Source organism: Pseudovibrio sp. Tun.PSC04-5.I4 (assembly GCF_900104145.1).
Taxonomy (GTDB): Bacteria; Pseudomonadota; Alphaproteobacteria; order Rhizobiales; family Stappiaceae; genus Pseudovibrio.
On record NZ_FNLB01000008.1, the window covers coordinates 306,328 to 322,184 of the forward strand.

At 49.2% G+C, this 15,857-nt stretch carries 16 protein-coding genes and 1 pseudogene; 4 read left to right on the forward strand and 13 right to left on the reverse strand.

Annotation, left to right across the window (positions count from 1 at the left end; genetic code table 11):
- Positions 1-73 precede the first annotated feature (73 nt).
- The 7 genes and pseudogenes from BLS62_RS32685 to BLS62_RS28995 all read right to left on the reverse strand — a co-directional run bounded on the left by BLS62_RS32685 (position 74) and on the right by BLS62_RS28995 (position 4,954).
- Entirely contained in the window at positions 74-253 is a 180-nt protein-coding gene (locus BLS62_RS32685; protein WP_093190690.1) for a DDE-type integrase/transposase/recombinase, read from the reverse strand.
- Positions 217-576 carry a DDE-type integrase/transposase/recombinase gene (locus BLS62_RS32690; RefSeq protein ID WP_143521636.1) on the reverse strand — a complete coding sequence of 120 codons (360 nt, stop codon included), beginning with the start codon at positions 574-576 and terminating at the stop codon, positions 217-219. Before BLS62_RS32690 ends, BLS62_RS32685 begins: the two co-directional genes overlap by 37 nt.
- Before the next feature lie 107 nt (positions 577-683).
- On the reverse strand, positions 684-1,151 hold the full coding sequence (locus BLS62_RS28970; protein ID WP_093190697.1) for a VOC family protein: 468 nt from the start codon (positions 1,149-1,151) through the stop codon (positions 684-686).
- Positions 1,138-1,872, reverse strand: a complete 735-nt coding sequence (locus BLS62_RS28975) for a TetR/AcrR family transcriptional regulator (protein ID WP_093190701.1) — start codon at positions 1,870-1,872, stop codon at positions 1,138-1,140. Before BLS62_RS28975 ends, BLS62_RS28970 begins: the two co-directional genes overlap by 14 nt.
- Before the next feature lie 491 nt (positions 1,873-2,363).
- Positions 2,364-2,537 (reverse strand): hypothetical protein, encoded by a 174-nt coding sequence (locus tag BLS62_RS31145; RefSeq protein ID WP_159436604.1) that lies wholly within the window; start codon positions 2,535-2,537, stop codon positions 2,364-2,366.
- 509 nt (positions 2,538-3,046) lie between these two features.
- A pseudogene (locus tag BLS62_RS31150) lies at positions 3,047-3,255 on the reverse strand (IS30 family transposase); the annotation flags it as partial.
- Positions 3,256-3,958: 703 nt separating this feature from the next.
- Entirely contained in the window at positions 3,959-4,954 is a 996-nt protein-coding gene (locus BLS62_RS28995) for a UDP-glucuronic acid decarboxylase family protein (RefSeq protein WP_093190715.1), read from the reverse strand.
- A 272-nt stretch (positions 4,955-5,226) separates the two neighbouring features.
- Between BLS62_RS28995 and BLS62_RS29000 the strand changes: the two genes are divergently transcribed.
- On the forward strand, positions 5,227-6,423 hold the full coding sequence (locus BLS62_RS29000; protein WP_093190720.1) for a benzoate/H(+) symporter BenE family transporter: 1,197 nt from the start codon (positions 5,227-5,229) through the stop codon (positions 6,421-6,423).
- A gap of 165 nt (positions 6,424-6,588) precedes the next feature.
- On the opposite strand, the gene BLS62_RS29005 is transcribed toward BLS62_RS29000, so the two are convergent.
- The 5 genes from BLS62_RS29005 to BLS62_RS29025 all read right to left on the reverse strand — a co-directional run bounded on the left by BLS62_RS29005 (position 6,589) and on the right by BLS62_RS29025 (position 11,904).
- Entirely contained in the window at positions 6,589-7,449 is an 861-nt protein-coding gene (locus tag BLS62_RS29005; RefSeq protein ID WP_093190725.1) for an ATP-binding cassette domain-containing protein, read from the reverse strand.
- Positions 7,446-8,306, reverse strand: a complete 861-nt coding sequence (locus tag BLS62_RS29010) for an ATP-binding cassette domain-containing protein (protein WP_093190730.1) — start codon at positions 8,304-8,306, stop codon at positions 7,446-7,448. The genes BLS62_RS29005 and BLS62_RS29010 overlap by 4 nt, the downstream gene beginning before the upstream one ends.
- Positions 8,307-8,316: 10 nt before the next feature.
- On the reverse strand, positions 8,317-9,246 hold the full coding sequence (locus tag BLS62_RS29015) for an ABC transporter permease subunit (RefSeq protein WP_093190735.1): 930 nt from the start codon (positions 9,244-9,246) through the stop codon (positions 8,317-8,319).
- An 11-nt stretch (positions 9,247-9,257) separates the two neighbouring features.
- On the reverse strand, positions 9,258-10,181 hold the full coding sequence (gene oppB, locus BLS62_RS29020) for an oligopeptide ABC transporter permease OppB (RefSeq protein ID WP_093190739.1): 924 nt from the start codon (positions 10,179-10,181) through the stop codon (positions 9,258-9,260).
- Positions 10,182-10,275: 94 nt separating this feature from the next.
- Complete coding sequence (locus tag BLS62_RS29025) at positions 10,276-11,904, reverse strand: peptide ABC transporter substrate-binding protein (protein WP_093190743.1); 1,629 nt, start codon at positions 11,902-11,904, stop codon at positions 10,276-10,278.
- 495 nt (positions 11,905-12,399) lie between these two features.
- Here BLS62_RS29025 and BLS62_RS29030 point away from each other — a divergent pair, with 495 nt between their 5' ends.
- Genes BLS62_RS29030 through BLS62_RS29040 form a run of 3 tightly spaced genes read left to right on the forward strand, consistent with a single transcriptional unit; the run spans position 12,400 to position 14,324 of the window.
- Complete coding sequence (locus BLS62_RS29030) at positions 12,400-12,627, forward strand: hypothetical protein (RefSeq protein ID WP_093190748.1); 228 nt, start codon at positions 12,400-12,402, stop codon at positions 12,625-12,627.
- Positions 12,628-13,878 carry a UbiA family prenyltransferase gene (locus tag BLS62_RS29035; RefSeq protein WP_093190752.1) on the forward strand — a complete coding sequence of 417 codons (1,251 nt, stop codon included), beginning with the start codon at positions 12,628-12,630 and terminating at the stop codon, positions 13,876-13,878.
- Entirely contained in the window at positions 13,878-14,324 is a 447-nt protein-coding gene (locus BLS62_RS29040; protein ID WP_093190756.1) for a GtrA family protein, read from the forward strand. The genes BLS62_RS29035 and BLS62_RS29040 overlap by 1 nt, the downstream gene beginning before the upstream one ends.
- Here the strand turns inward: BLS62_RS29040 and BLS62_RS29045 are convergent.
- Positions 14,321-15,529 carry a hypothetical protein gene (locus BLS62_RS29045; RefSeq protein ID WP_208991294.1) on the reverse strand — a complete coding sequence of 403 codons (1,209 nt, stop codon included), beginning with the start codon at positions 15,527-15,529 and terminating at the stop codon, positions 14,321-14,323. The two genes, BLS62_RS29040 and BLS62_RS29045, sit on opposite strands and share 4 nt — an antisense overlap.
- Positions 15,530-15,857: the final 328 nt, after the last annotated feature.

Below are 15,857 nucleotides of genomic sequence, written 5' to 3' on the forward strand. Positions count from 1 at the left end.
AATGGGTGCCCCACCGCGGGGTTGCGTCGCAAACTTTTTGTTTGGGGGCAATACACCTATGGCGTAGATACAATTATCCTGCGAGCACCATGAACTGGCGGTATGCAGGAACGCCTTGCTGCCCCAGTTGACCATTTCTAATGATGTGGGCGGTTTCAATTCCATCAAGCGTGGCCTTGGCAGATTGGAAGGCCTTAAACCCCATAATCGGTCTGGTTAACCGCTTGCTGAACCGATGGTCCTGCTCAATGATAGTGTTGAGGTATTTAACCTAAAGGATGTCGATGAACGCCCACCAGTAGCCTGTGAGGAACAAATAAAGTTGATATTTGTCAGCTCCCCCCGGTTAGTACCGCTTTTGTCCATGACAACTTTCTCCGGCAGGACTTTGCTGCCAATGGCGATCTCGAAAAAGGTGGTTGCCCCCGTTTCATCGCGTCTCTTTGAGAGCATAAAATCAACCGTTTTGCTTTGTTTATCAGGGGCACGATACAGGAAACCTTGGATCGTGGATTTGGAGCGTACTCTTTTAAACTGAAGAGGAGTAACCTGCAAATCGACCAAACTTTGCGACACAAACCTGACCGCCCGTTGCTCTTGGATTAAAGCTATTTTGAAGGTGACTCCAGGAGCGAAAAAAGGGTAGCTTTCGCCTTCCCCTCAACATACCCCTAAAAGAGGGGTTAGTTCGTCTGGGCAACGAGTTCGTGGATATTGCCATCTGGATCTGCGAAAAAGGCGGTGTACTCACCCCAGACTTGCTGCTTTGGAGGGGCAACGCCTACAACACCTTTTGCCAGCAGGTCAGCGTAGGCAGCGTCCACATCTGCTGTTGACACATATTTGAAACCGACTCCAATCGCCGAACCGACCCGTTCCCCTGTCAGACTGTCTGATTTCAAGAATGATCCGAGTGTTGCATAGCTGGCCAGAGACAGCCTGATCCCCCTGGAAGAGAACTCGACAAACTCGCCAGTCTCCATAACAATTTCCATTTCCATCTTATCTTCAAAGAAAGCCTTCATTGTTGGAAAATTGGCGGTATGGATTGTCACCATGTAAATGGTTGCCATAGGCTGTTCCGCCAGGGCTGGTTGCTGAAAGCCAATGGCGGCAATCAGAACAAGTAAGGCTGTTTTAATGTGTTTCATCCGTTTGGTTTCCTTCTAAAACCCAGAGCCATTGTTCAGTATTGTCCAGTAAGTGGTGCTCTAGTTGGGCGATGGTGTCGCTTGGAATATCGAGCTGCGGTCCGTATCCTCTTAAAAAGTTGACGAGGTGCGGTCGGAAGAAATTCAACGCTTCTCTTGGCGTCTTGAATTCATTGTCCAGAATGCTAAACCAGACGAACGACATTCCTGTGATCAGTCCCCATATGCCCAGTGTTATGTCTGCATTTGATGCATAGTGGGTGTCCGAGGCAAAACCTTCGATCCCGGCTGCAACTTGCTGCATCAATATTGTAATCTTTTCGCAAATCGCATCGTATTGCTGCCGCTGCAGGATGGAAACTTCTTTCCAGATAGTGGAGGTCGTACAGGTTGTCTCAATAAGGAAGGCTTCTGGATGGGCAACATTGAAAATAAAATCCAGCATAGGTATTACCAAGGCTCTTTCCAAAGCGCCTTGGAATTGATCCATCACCATAACCAGCTTGGTATGCCGGACAATTAGGGAGTTTGTTGCTAGACTGGCGATAACATCCTCCCGGCTCTGAAAATGTCGGTAAAGCGTACCCACAGACACCTCTGCACTCTTTGTTAAGTCGGGCATACGAAAGGCCAGAAGCCCTCCGTCAACGACTATTTTTCGTGCTGCGTTCAAGATCGCCTGTTCTCTCTGTGCTAGTTTTGTTTGTCTGTTTTTCGTCATGGTGCTTTCGTTCAATCGAGGTGTTTTGGATTATTTCTGGGCTGCCTGACTGGTCGTCGGTTTCAATAGATCTATTTCTCTTTCAAATACGCACTCGTGAGCACAAACTGGCTTGGTAAATTCTCGCATAATCTTGATCGTTCCAATGCTTACCAAAAAAGCTTTGCTGTCCACCATAGGGGAGCACCATTCAACAAGCGCTCGATGGACTGCAGCCTTTTGGGAAAGCTTGTGCGTTGGGATGTGGGCAAGCTGAGAGGGCTGCAGCACCCTCAATCTGCGTAGCTGTAAACCCAAGCCTCAATCCAGAGCTGCTCCAATACCTCTACAAAGGCACGGCAGCCTTCATCATAGATGATGCGTGTTTCAACCCTCATTCCACCACACACTGAAATCTTCCATCCTCCTTCAAAGTGGCGTTCTCCCTACCCTTGCTCCTTCAAATAACGCACGAACTGCGAACGAGCATCTTGGATAACCACCCGCGCAGATCAGCAGTCAGAATGGTCATTACATGCAGCAAGCGCCTTAGGGGCTGCGCCGGTCGCAGCATCGCGAACCATTTCAAAGATCCATTCAAAGGAGCCTTCTTCAGGCATTGGTATTGCGCCTGCTTCATTCATAAAGATTTTAATATCGGTGAGGAGGTTTTGGCTGATGTTCATTTGATTTGCTCCCTGCAAGGTCCGTTTCATTCTTCTTGCCAAAAAAACGGGTGAGCAGATGCAAACTAGGAAGAGCAGTTTCCCCTCAAATGAATACGACATAGAGAAATGAACAGAAGCGCGGCTTGTTGAAACCTGACACATGACAGGTTTCAACCCGTCAGAAAACATGAGCTGTCCTGGATCGTAAATTCGATGTGGATCCCGCTTTGAAGGCAGGGCACACTGCAAATGGGCTTCATTTCCTTATCTAATCCTGAGCGGCATATTGTTGAGAAAGTTGTCTGCAGGAGCGGACAATATTTTGTTCATGGAACTAGGGGCTATCAGCAGTCATTCAGTTGGTTCCATCAAGGGTTGAGACTACTCGCCGAAAACCTTTTGGATGCGCTATTACCAACGACAGCAGAATGTCAGACACCCGTTCAATCTGAGTACCACCAGTTTCCACTATGTCGACTTTTAATACAGTCACCGGAGAGGGCGTTTTCATTAGATAGGAGGTGGATTCAACCAATCGCGGCTACACGCTCGGCAAACTTCTCAGCTGGGTTTGATATTGCAAGGTCTTGCGTGGCCGCTCGTTGAACTGTCTTGCGATTGCATCAAGTTCTGCTTGGGAATGTACAGACAAATCAGTGCCACGTGGTAAATACTGGCGTAACAAACGGTTGATGTTTTCGTTTGATCCGCGCTGCCATAGTGCATATGGATCACAATGTAGAAATCGAACAATTTGCCGTTCATTGCCCCCTCAAGAACCCAAGGAGCCTCCAGTCGATCATGACGCAGGGTGGCGATAAAGGCCCGTGTTTTCCAGTGTCCAAAGGGTGCGTAATCAATCAGACGTGACCCTTTGGGAGACCAGCCCATGGTTTTAGTCATGTTGGTCTTCAACGCAATCTCGTCGATAAATCCTATACGTGACAACAAGTTACGCATAAAAAATTGACGGTGTGTAATCGAGATATCCCGAGACTGCCAGATATCAGGTCGCTTCTGCTCTGCTGCTTGGAGGTCATTTTTTTGTGCCAGGTCACGACTGCGCAGAACCCACCAGAGCGACACACGGTGGACCGCGACATTGTGGTGATCTGCAAACTCCGATACCAAGTAATTCAGCGTCAAATCTAGTTTGGTGAACATCCGTGCTTCGATCCAGCCCCTAAGGCTGACAAATTTACCATGACCTCCGCCATTGCCCTGCGCCAGCGGCTCCAGACCACCTGTTTCACGCTTTAAGATCACAAAGTGCCAGAGGATGTGTTCTGCCCATCACACACCCCCAAAATCGGCTACGCGGATAGGAAATCACAGATCAGAACTCATGAAAATTCTGAATCGCATAGCTAGCACCACGCTCTAGACGCGTGCAAAGCGGGTTCTCCAACAACAGGCCCAAATTGATTGGTAAGACGGCGCTATTCCGCAGGAACCAGTTCTGTTGGCTGCCCAGCTTTGTGCGAGGACAATAGCCCCTCGAAGTAAGCAATCGTTTTTGTGAGCCCTTGATGCAATTCAGTTGTTGGTTGCCAGCCCAAAAACTCCCGCGCTCGCTCAATATTTGGTTTGCGCTGGAGCGGATCATCTTGAGGAAGAGGTTCCCTGATAATCCGGGATCTGGACCCAGTCAGCTCCAGCACAAGCTCTGCAAGTTGTTTGATCGTGAACTCTTTTGGATTGCCAATATTGATGGGCATGGAAACGTGATCGGGGGCATTCATCAATCTCATCATACCCTCCACCAAATCATCGCGATAACAGAAAGACCGGGTTTGCAGACCATCTCCGTACAGCGTGATTGGTTTATTTAGCAGCGCCTGCATAATGAAGTTCGAAACCACTCGCCCATCATTGGGGTGCATACGTGGCCCATAAGTATTGAAAATGCGCATCACGCGGATGTTGATGTTGTTTTGGCGATGGTAATCGTAAAAAAGCGTTTCCGCGCACCGCTTACCTTCGTCATAACAAGAACGCACGCCGATGGGATTAACGTTGCCCCAATAGTCCTCCGGCTGCGGGTGAACTTGAGGGTCACCATAAATTTCGGAGGTGGACGCCTGCAAAATCTTGGCTTTAACGCGTTTGGCAAGCCCGAGCATATTGATGGCACCAAGCACGCTTGTCTTAGTGGTTTGAACCGGATCGAACTGGTAATGCACGGGAGACGCCGGGCAAGCCAAATTATAAATCTCATCCACTTCAACAAACAGGGGTTGGCACACATCATGGCGCAACAGCTCAAAGCGTTTGTGGTCCAGCAAGTGCTCCACATTCATGCGCGCGCCCGTAAAGAAATTATCGAGACACAACACTTCATGCCCTGCATCCAGCAGCATTTCACAAAGATATGAGCCGAGAAACCCTGAACCTCCTGTCACAAGAATTCTACGCCGATCATCAAGTGAAAACATGGGCTCTTGTCCGGGAAATTATGGAGACTAAGCGAAAGCCTAACAGTCTGCTCCCAAACGTAAACAATGAAAAAAGCCCCCCTATTTATACAGGCTTGTGGCGTTTTCAACTCGTGCAGCTCATCTATTGAGCTAAACTCAAATATCAGAGCCCCGCACAGGCTTGCTCTCAGATTTGAGGCTGTTAGCATATCCCATGGATATCCTCAGCTTCTTCAGGCTCTCTGTTCCCCAACTTTGAGAGCCTGAACCATCCCATTGCAGGACTGTAAATGCGTTCTTCTTTTTCTCTTAGCGCAACCAGCGCCGGTTTTCTCTCGGCATTTGTTGGATTTGCAAGCTCTTTTGCTATTGTTCTGCAAGGTCTGAGCGGTGTCGGGGCAACGCAGAGCGAGGCGGCTTCCGGCCTTATGGCTCTTTCTATCGCGATGGGCTTTTGCGGAATTGTATTCAGCCTTTGGAAGCGCATTCCAATATCTGTTGCCTGGTCAACACCAAGCGCTGCACTTCTGGCAACCTCCGGCGTGCCAGAGGGCGGTTTTGCGGTTGCAGTCGGTGCATTTATAGTGGCGGGTTTGCTTGTTGTTATCACCGGCATGTGGCGCCCGCTTGGGCGTTTGATCGGGTTTATCCCGGTGACTCTGGCACAGGCCATGCTTGCAGGTGTTCTCCTGCCATTGTGCCTTGTCCCATTCGAGGCAGTAGCTCAGCTGCCAACTCTGGCGCTACCAATAGTGCTTGCATGGTTTATTGCGGGCCAAGTCAACAAGTTACTAGCTGTCCCCGCTGCGTTACTCGGCTTTCTGGTCGCCCTGTATTTCCACGCAGACCTCTCCGGCCTCAGCTCGATGCAACTGGTGCAGTCTCCCATTTTTGTAATGCCGGAGTTTACACTGAGTGCAATTGTTGGGATCGGTATCCCGCTCTATGTTGTGACGATGGCCTCCCAAAATATTCCGGGCGTTTCCGTCTTGCGGTCTTTTGGATATCAACCAACTCCGGGCCCTCTGTTTAGCTGGACCGGCGTTGCCACAATATTGAGCGCGCCGTTTGGCGGACATGGCGTGAGCCTAGCTGCGATCACAGCGGCAATTTGTGCGAATGAAGATGCTCATAAAGATCCTGCGCGCAGGTACTGGGCAGCCGTTGTTGCGGGCCTCGTCTATTTCGTTTTCGGTGTGTTTGCAGCTGGCTTTGTTGGCATCGTTGAACTGGCGCCGCGCATACTCATTGGCGGTGTCGCAGGCTTGGCACTTATCGGGACCCTTGTTGGTTCAGTTCAAGGTATGCTGACGGAAGAAACCAGCCGAGAACCGGCAATCATGACCTTTCTGATCACAGCATCAGGCCTCTCATTCTTCGGGATTGGTGGTGCATTCTGGGGGCTTTTGGTTGGCATTGCTTTGAAGCTTTGGTTGGATCGGAAGCAAAAAACTTTGGCCTCTTTGCAAACAGGCAGGAGTTCCTGACAAGACCAGTCACGACCTCCTTATATGTTCACCCTATTTGGGTAATTCGTCGTATTTCTCCACTAAAGCACAGAGGTAAAAGGGAGAACCAATGGGTAAAGTACCAGTAAAAACGGCGGAGCAAAAAGCCCCGCCGCGCGTTGTATCATAGATACATCTGGTTTCTTACGCGCTGGCTTCCAAGGCCCGGCGCGCTGCAATACGTTTCCGCTCTGCAATTGGGTCCGGAATAGGGACTGCCTTGATCAGCTCCTTGGTGTAAGGACTTTGCGGGTTGTTGATGACGTCGTGAGCGTCACCCATTTCCGCGATATTGCCAAACTCCAGAACCATAATGCGGTTGCTGATGTGTTTTACAACGCTGAGGTCATGGGCAATAAACAGCAGGGACAGGCCAAGTTCTTTCTGCAAATCCATCAACAGGTTCACCACCTGTGCTTGAACGGATACATCCAAGGCAGAAACGGGCTCATCACAAATGATCATCTTCGGATTGGTGATCAAAGCGCGGGCAATGCCAATACGTTGACACTGGCCACCTGAAAACTCATGCGGATACCGGTTGATCATCCGAGCGGATAATCCAACTTTTTCCATGAGTTGACGAACGCTTTTCTTGACTTCATCCTTGGATGTTTTCGGAAAATGCGTTTTTAGCGGCTCTGCGATAATTTGCCCGGCAGTGAGGCGTGGGTTCAAGGAAGCCAGAGGATCCTGAAAGATCATCTGGATTTCCTTGCGGATTCCCAAAAGATCTTTCGGATTCATCTTCATCAGGTCGCGGCCTTCCCAGAAAACCTCACCACCCTGTGCTGGGATCATCCGAATGATTGCCCGGGCGAGTGTGGATTTGCCACAGCCGGATTCGCCTACGATACCAAGCGTTTCACCGCGGGCTAGGTCAAAGGAAACACCTTTAACCGCACGCAGAATCTCCGGCCTATGCCAGGGGAGTGCGTTTTGTTGCTTGATCTGGAATTCCACCCGCATATCGCGGACGGACAAGATTGGCTCTTTCGTGCTCAAAGCTTTTCCTCCGCCATCTGGGCTTCAATGCTGCGGTCCAACGTCATTAAGCGCTCTTCATCCTGATCCAGACGCGGAACCGCGCTGAGCAACCCTTTTGTGTAAGGGTTGGTTGGATTGGCAAAGATATCTGTTGTCAAACCGTGTTCCATCACCTCGCCCTGGTACATCACCATGGTCCGCTCACAGGAGCCTGCCACAATGCCAAGGTTATGAGTAATCAGAACAATCGCCATTTGGAACTCTTCTTGTAGTTCCACCAGTAAGTCCATAATGCGGGCCTGCACCGTCACATCAAGTGCCGTTGTCGGTTCATCTGCAATCAGGAGTTTTGGACGACACAGCAACGACATCGCAATCATCACACGCTGCCGCATTCCGCCGGAAAACTCATGCGGATACATGTGAATGCGGTTCTTCGCATCGGGAATTTTCACAGCTTCAAGCATCCGCACGCATTCAGCAATCGCAGTTCTCTTCTTCATGCGTTTGCCATCTGGCGCGTTATAAATCAGCGTTTCAGCCATCTGCTCTGAAATGCGCATGTAAGGATTCAGGGATGTCATTGGATCTTGAAAGATCATAGCAATCTCATTGGAACGAAGCTTGTTCATTTCCTTATGAGAACGGCCGATAATCTCCTGCCCCTGATACTTGATAGAACCAGAAATTTTCGCGTTGGGGGGAAGCAAGCCCATGGTCGCAAAAGCTGTTTGGCTTTTACCTGAACCAGACTCGCCCACAATTCCCAGAGTTTCACCCTTACTGATCGTAAGGCTAACGTCTTTTACGGCCTCGATTACACCTTCCGGCGTATCGTAGGTGATCCGTAGATTTTGGATATCCAAGAGTGCCACGTCTCACCTCCTAATAGTCTTTAGGGTCAAGCGCATCGCGCAGACCGTCGCCGATAAAGAAAAAGCTGAACAGAGTTATGATGAAGAAGAACATTGGAAATATCAGTTGCCACAATGTGCCGTACTGCATCGTTCCAGCGCCTTCAGCAATCAACGCGCCCCAGCTCGTGTTCGGCTCCTGAACACCAAGGCCTAGGAATGAGATAAAGCTCTCGGTCAGGATCATCTGCGGGACGAGAAGCGTCGCATAAACAACGATCACGCCCAGCAAGTTGGGGACGATATGGCGTAAAATTATCGTCATCGGCTTTACACCGGTAGCGACTGCCGCTTCCACAAACTCTTTGTTTTTGAGCGTGAGCGTTTGACCACGCGCAATACGCGACATATCCAGCCATGAGATCAACCCAATGCCAACGAACAGCATGAAGATGGACCGTCCGAACACCACAAGAAGCAGGATCAGAACAAACATGTAAGGAATGGACTGAAGGATATCAACGATACGCATCATGATGTTATCGACACGTCCACCGGCATAACCAGCAATTGCTCCGTAAAGTGTTCCTACGACCACCGCGATGAGTGCGCCGACCACCCCAACCATCAAAGAAATCTGGGTGCCTTGAATGACACGGGAATACAGGTCCCGCCCCATCTCATCAGCACCGAAGTAGTGACCATTTTCCGCGTTGGGTGCGCCAAGTTCTGCAACTTGCCCCAAAATTCCCCAATCGATTTCCTCATTCGACCAGCCGGTAAACAGTTGACCGAAAGCCGCGAAGATAATGACACCTGTCAAAATAAAGAGACTAACCAAGGCGGCTTTGTTTTTGAAAAACCGGCGACGAGCGTCGGCAAACAAAGAACGGCCCTGCACCTCTTCCTGAGCAGCCAGATTATCTGCGAACTGCTCCATTTTTTGAACGTCTACATTCATGTGCTCAGCCCTCAGTATCTAATCTTCGGGTCGACCCATGCGTACAGGATATCGACTATGAGATTGAAGAGGATGGTGAGGCCTCCGATGAGAATTGTAATGCCCATCATGACGGCGTAATCACGGTTGAGGGCGGAGTTAACGTAAAACTGCCCGATGCCACCGGTTGAGAAGTAGATATCGATGATAACGGACCCAGTGATCATGGATACAAACGCAGGGCCAAGGTAAGACATAACCGGAAGCAGAGCTGGTTTGAGAGCATGACGGAAAACAATCACATGATATGGCAGACCTTTAGCCATAGCAGTGCGAATGAAGTTGGTATGCAGAACTTCCAGCATGGAGGAGCGGGTCAAACGCGCGATTGACGCCATATAGCTGGTTGAGAGCGCAATAACTGGCAGAATGAGATGGTTCCATTGCCCACCATTCCAACCTCCACCGGGGAGCCAGCCCAACCACAGCGTAAAGACGAGCACAAGAATTGGCGCCATGACAAAGTTTGGCAGAACCTGAGCACCGATGGAAATACCAACGGCCATGTAGTCCAGCCAACTGTTTTGCTTCAGGGCAGCAGCAATTCCGAGGGCTCCACCTACGATAACGGCAACAGCAAACGAGAGAAATCCATAGGTTAATGTAACGGGGAACCCGCTCTCTATGATCTCGTTTACAGTGCGGTCTTTGTATTTGAAGGACGGGCCAAAATCGAACTCAGTAACGATCCCGCCGATGTAATTCACAATCTGCACATAGATTGGATTATCCAGGCCGTATTTAGCTTCGATATTGGCGAGAACAGTAGGAGGAAGCGCGCGGTCAGAGGTGAATGGGCCACCGGGAGCCGCATGCATGAGTAAAAATGAGATGATGATGAGCAGCAGCAATGTAGGAATTGCGATGGCTACTCTTCTAAGGATGTAGCTGATCATTGTTATTAGTTTCTCGTATGAAGAACGGGTGTTTCAGCAACAAAAAGATGCAAAAACACCGGCGTCTGGGACACCGGTGCTCTTGATCGCGAAATTACTTAGCAACCTTATAAAGGTTCTTCGCATACCAGTTTTGTTCAGCGTTTTTGATCGGCCAGTTTTTCAGTGTGTCATTCAACATGTACACGTTGGTGTAATGATAAATTGGAATAACCGGCATTTCAGCAGCCATAATTTCTTCTACACGTGTGTAGTTCGGCTGTGGATTTGCAGAGGTTTTAGCGCCCGCCATCAACTCATCAACTTCAGCATTGCTGTATTTGCCGTCGTTATAACCGGATTCTGTCGTCAGCAGATCGAGGAAGGTTGAGGCTTCATTGTAGTCACCACACCAAGCTCCACGAGCGAGTTGGAAGTTTTGCTGTCCGCGCTCGTTGAGGAATGTTTTCCATTCCATGTTTTCGAGGTTGACTTTCACGCCCAGCTTCTGCTTCCACATTTGAGACATCGCAATAGCGATCTTCTTGTGAGCTTCAGATGTGTTGTAGAGCATGTTGAATTCAAGTGGGTTGCCTTCGCTGAAGCCAGCAGCCACCAACAATTCTTTCGCCTTTGCATCACGTTCGGCTTGAGACCAACCAGCAAAATCTACTTTTGGAACATCGAAGCCAGCGGTTACAGCGGGAGTGAAGGTGTACGCTTGGAACTGGCCACCCTGCAATACAGCGTCTGTGATGACACGACGATCAATCGCATAGGCCAGCGCCTGACGAATACGAACGTCTTTGAATTCTTTTGGACCGGAATCAGAAACGTTGAAAGTGTAGTAGTAAGAACAAAGACGCGGGAAAGCGATTGCCTGATCAGGGTATTCTTTCTGAAGGCGTGGGAACTGCCCAGCAGGCACCTCTGTACGATCCATCTCACCAGAAAGGTAGCGGGTCAAAGCAACGTTCTCATCATTGATGACGAGGGTTTGAACCTTGTCGATAATGGTGCTCTCATTATCCCAATAATTGGTGTTGCGCACCATCTCCAAGGTTTCCTGCGGAACATGCTTGGTCAGCTTGTACGCGCCGTTGGAGACAATGTTCTCTGGCTTTGTCCATGCAGCGCCGTGTTTTTCAACAACCGCCTGTGGAGACGGGAATGTTGTGCTGTGCGTTGTCATCAACGCGAAGTATGGCAGTGGTTGAGTCAGCTTCACTTCCAGAGTGTGATCATCAAGCGCTTTAACGCCGAGATCGGACAACTCTTTCTCACCCGCAATAACCGCCTTTGCATTTTCAATGGACATCAGTTCCATGAACCATGCGTATGGAGATGCGTTTTTAGGATCAGCAGCACGCTGCCATCCGTAAACGAAATCACCAGCCGTTACTGAAGATCCATCTGACCACTTTGCATCATCGCGGAGCTTGAAAGTGTAAGTCAGCTTGTCAGCACTTACATCATGGCTCAGTGCAACACCTGGTACGAGATTGCCCAGGTTATCCTGGTTGTACAGACCTTCAAACAAGTTACGGACGACTTCAGAACCAGATACATCTTCTACGATTGCTGGATCAACAGATGAATGCTCATCGAGAATACGATAAGTAAAAGTCTGGTCGTCAGCGAGTTTCTCGCCAGTTTCTGGATGAACACCCGCAGCAAATACAGAGGTAGAAAGCAGTGCAGTTCCGACTACACTCGCCATAAGAAAGCTTTTGCTGAATTTCATCTAGGAATCTCCTCACATAAAATCGGTCACCTGTTCCCCAACAGTGCCGACTTGAACAAATTTCTCAATAGGATCTAGAGCTCACCTCAATTGAAAAGTGATCTCCAAAAAAATGCATATTTTCCTAAGAGCAACGCGAAATTGAAATTATTTGCGTTTTAGAAGCTCCCCACGAGTGGCTTTATGCTCAGTTCCCCTCGTCGCTGGCATATATGCGTATCCCGATACGCACTTTAACGTAGTTTTTGGCTTATTCAATTGTATTCTTCGGGGAAATGACCCTTGCGGAATATGGTGGGGGAAATCTTGCGGGCAGAAACAGCATGAGTCTTACACAACCCGACGGATTACAAGGTATTACAGCAGTTCGTTGTTGTATTAGATATCCAAGAAAAAATATCTCAATCCCATAGTTTCAATATTAATCAATTTAGCGAGTAATTGATTAGGTATTGGTACCCCATAGTATATTGGGCAGAGTCTTTGGGTGGGGAAATGGACACTATTCAGGAAGAACGATCATTGGACAGCGAGACTATACAGCTTCCGCTTGTTTTAGATCTTGATCACACACTTATAAAAACAGATTTATTTTTCGAAGCTCTGGTTTTGTTTCTCAAAGCAAACCCATTGAATATCTTTGTGGTATTTATTTGGTTGTTACGCGGTCGAGCCTTTTTAAAACGACAGCTTGCACACAGTGTTGAACTGACTATCGATTAAATTCCGCTCAATGAGGACGTTGTTGCTTACGCTCGGCAACAAGCTGCGAGCGGTCGTGAAGTTCATATGGCAACTGCAGCAGATGAGAGTCTGGCAATCGGAATTTCAAAGCGTCTAGGGTTTATTGATGAGGTGCATGCGAGCAATGGCCATACAAATCTGAAAGCTGGCAACAAAGCCAGTCATCTTGAAAAGCGGTTTCCAAACGGATTTGCCTACGCTGGCGACAGCAGTTCAGATCTGCCGGTGTTTACCAGTGCTGTTCAGTCGCTCCTTGTGCATCCCTCTTCCAGCCTGTTACGACGGGCAGAAGAATGCGGCGCAATTGAAATGACTTTTGAACGCCCTGAAGGAGTGGCAGCGCCCTTAGTAAAGAGCTTGCGTTTACATCAGTGGGCTAAAAATACCTTAGTGTTTGTTCCGCTTATCCTTGGCGGGCAAGCTCTTGATGCCAGCGCATGGTTTACTGCGCTTATTGGTTTCGTTGCGCTGGGAATTCTGGCGTCTTCAACCTATCTGTTCAATGACCTCTGGGATATTGAAGCTGATCGCAACCACTGGAGCAAAAAGAAGCGGCCTCTGGCTTCTGGCCGGTTGAAGATCGTACATGCTATTATGGCGATCCCTTTGGGCATTGGGCTTTCGCTCGTGATTGCGGCCACTCTCGGGCCCTTCGTATTGGCTGGCTTTCTGGTCTATCTTGTGGTGACGGTTTCCTATTCGTTCTACCTGAAGCGTATTCCGCTGCTTGATACCGCAGTTCTTGCGGCACTGTTTACAATGCGCCTCGGCATTGGTGTGACACTGGTTAGTGTTCCTCCCTCCCCTTGGCTATTCGTATTCTCCATGTATCTATTTTTGTCTCTCTCCCTCGCGAAGCGGCACACAGAACTAGGGCGATATCTTGAAGCCGGTGGGGATGGTAATATGTCTGGTCGAGGTTACCGTGATACCGATTTGCCTGTTCTCCTATCGCTCGGCTCTGCAAGCGGATTGGCCGCAACCTTGGTGATGGTGCTTTATCTAACCAATGAAGCCTTCAATGCGCAGTTCTATTCTGCTCCCGCCGTTCTTTGGGGGATGCCGCTTATCCTGTTCTTGTGGCTTGGGCGCATTTGGCTCAAATGTCAGCGGTTGGAACTGAATGATGACCCGGTCGTGTTCGCGCTCAAGGATAAACAAAGCTTGATGCTGGGCGGGTTTTTGGTTCTTCTGTTTGTTGGAGCATGGTTCGGCGGGAGGTTGGTCTAATGGTTGCTGCACGTATCGCCGCTTTGCGCCAGTCCTATGAGACCAGCGCAGAATTTCGCCAGATCGTACGGTTTTTGTTCGCTGGAGGATTTGCCGCCTTTGTGAACTGGGTTCTGCGCATAGGTCTATCCGTCTTCCTGCCGTTTTGGTTGGCGGTCCTCCTAGCCTATTTCATCGGCATGAGCATTGGCTACACGCTCTACAAGCGCTTTGTGTTTGTTGGTGCAGAAGAGCCGGACAGCGTTAAACGACAAATTGTCATATTTCTCGGCGTCAATTTATTGTCTGCAATGATCGTGCTGGGTCTTTCGGTTGGTCTAAGGGAACTTCTGCTTGGAGTGCTTCCACTCTTTTTTGCACAAGCTCTGGCACATGGAACCGCGATTGCCATTGGAGCCGTGACAAACTATCTCGGCCACAAGGCAATCACGTTTCGCAAAGCCTAGGAGTTCGCCGCGAAGGCGAGCGCTTGCATAGCAACGTTCAGAAACAAGGCCTGAGCGACCAGAAGTGCAAAGATCCCAAGGTTTTCCTTCTTCACTGTTCTCACCACAAACAGCATCATCAACGGTAACCAGTCCAAAACGTATCTTTGTACGGAGTACTGAGAGAATCCGTTGGAGTGGTAGAACAGTGTGATACCGGCGATCACAAGGATGGTGAGTATGGCAAAGAGATAGGCTCTGCTCCACCCTGCCAGAAAGAAGAACAGCAAGAATGGCGCGCCGATAAACAACGCAATGCCTTTGTCCCCAAACCCGCTGAGTTCTGTCAGGTACTTCCCGGCAAACTGCACATCTGGTCCCTGCACGAAGAAATGCAGCAGGTTGAAGAGATAGTAATCGCGATGGAATAACCCCAGTTCACGTACTCGGAAGGCAAGCCAATCTCCTGAAGTTGTAAGGCCGGTCTCCCATTCCGGCGGGAAGATATAGGCGTACCCGGTTTGCATAGGATCGCCAAAGCGGGCGTAGTTATAGACAAAGTAGATTATTATGGCGATAGCCGGGAAAATCGCCAGTCTGAAAAGCCGCTTCAAGCTCGTTGAATTCACCGCGAAAATTGACTGATCTGCCGGCGTCATCAATACAAAGAAGAACGGCATGTAAAGAATGCTCATTTGCCGTGTCAGAAACGCCAGACCGATAAAGAGCCCGACCAACCAAGCATTGCGTTTAATGAGCGCCGACCAAATCGCGAAAGAGGTAAGCATAGCAGCCACCGCTTGCGCAAAGAACCAGACACCATCTGAGCGAAGCACTGTGTATTGCAGGGGTGTCGCAAACAAAAAGGCAACAACCAGCAACAACGCCAGCTTGAAGTCAGGTTGATACTCTCGTGTGATTTGCCACCACACCACCCCGGTAATTGCAAAACAGAGAACCCCAAGCGCGATGAAGTGATGGAACTCTTCTCCAAACACTGCAACAAACGGCAATGCGATCAACGCAGGAACAGGTGGGAAGATGACAAAGATCTTCTTCTGGTAAAGTGCGCAATCCTGATCAAAACAACGTGCCGCATCAAAGCGGCCATTCAAAAATGCGTCTGCCAGTAAAGCGTAGGAATTGCTGCCTGCTTGTTCTCCCAGCAGCCGAAAAGCTATTGCTGCCAACAGGATGAATACCAAGCCAGTTAATAACAGAGGCAATAAGGTGCCTCTTACCCGTTCAATCAAATACATTATGCCCCCGTCAAATATAGCGGAGTAATAACACTTTGCATCCTAGTGTCTTATTAAGTTTGCCCTAGAACAGAATAAAAGTTGTAACAACAGCTCCCACAACCTCTTCTGGATTGTCATGCACTGAATAACTGCTGCGACCAAACCATTGGCGAACAGCATTTCGGAGCTTATGTAATTTCTTGATTTCGAAGGATATGCCTGTTAGGTGGAAGATGTTGCTCCCTCTGGACTAACCGTAATACACGGACGATCTTTAGCGCTTAGGCTTCCTTATTGGCCCGGATGCTGCTGA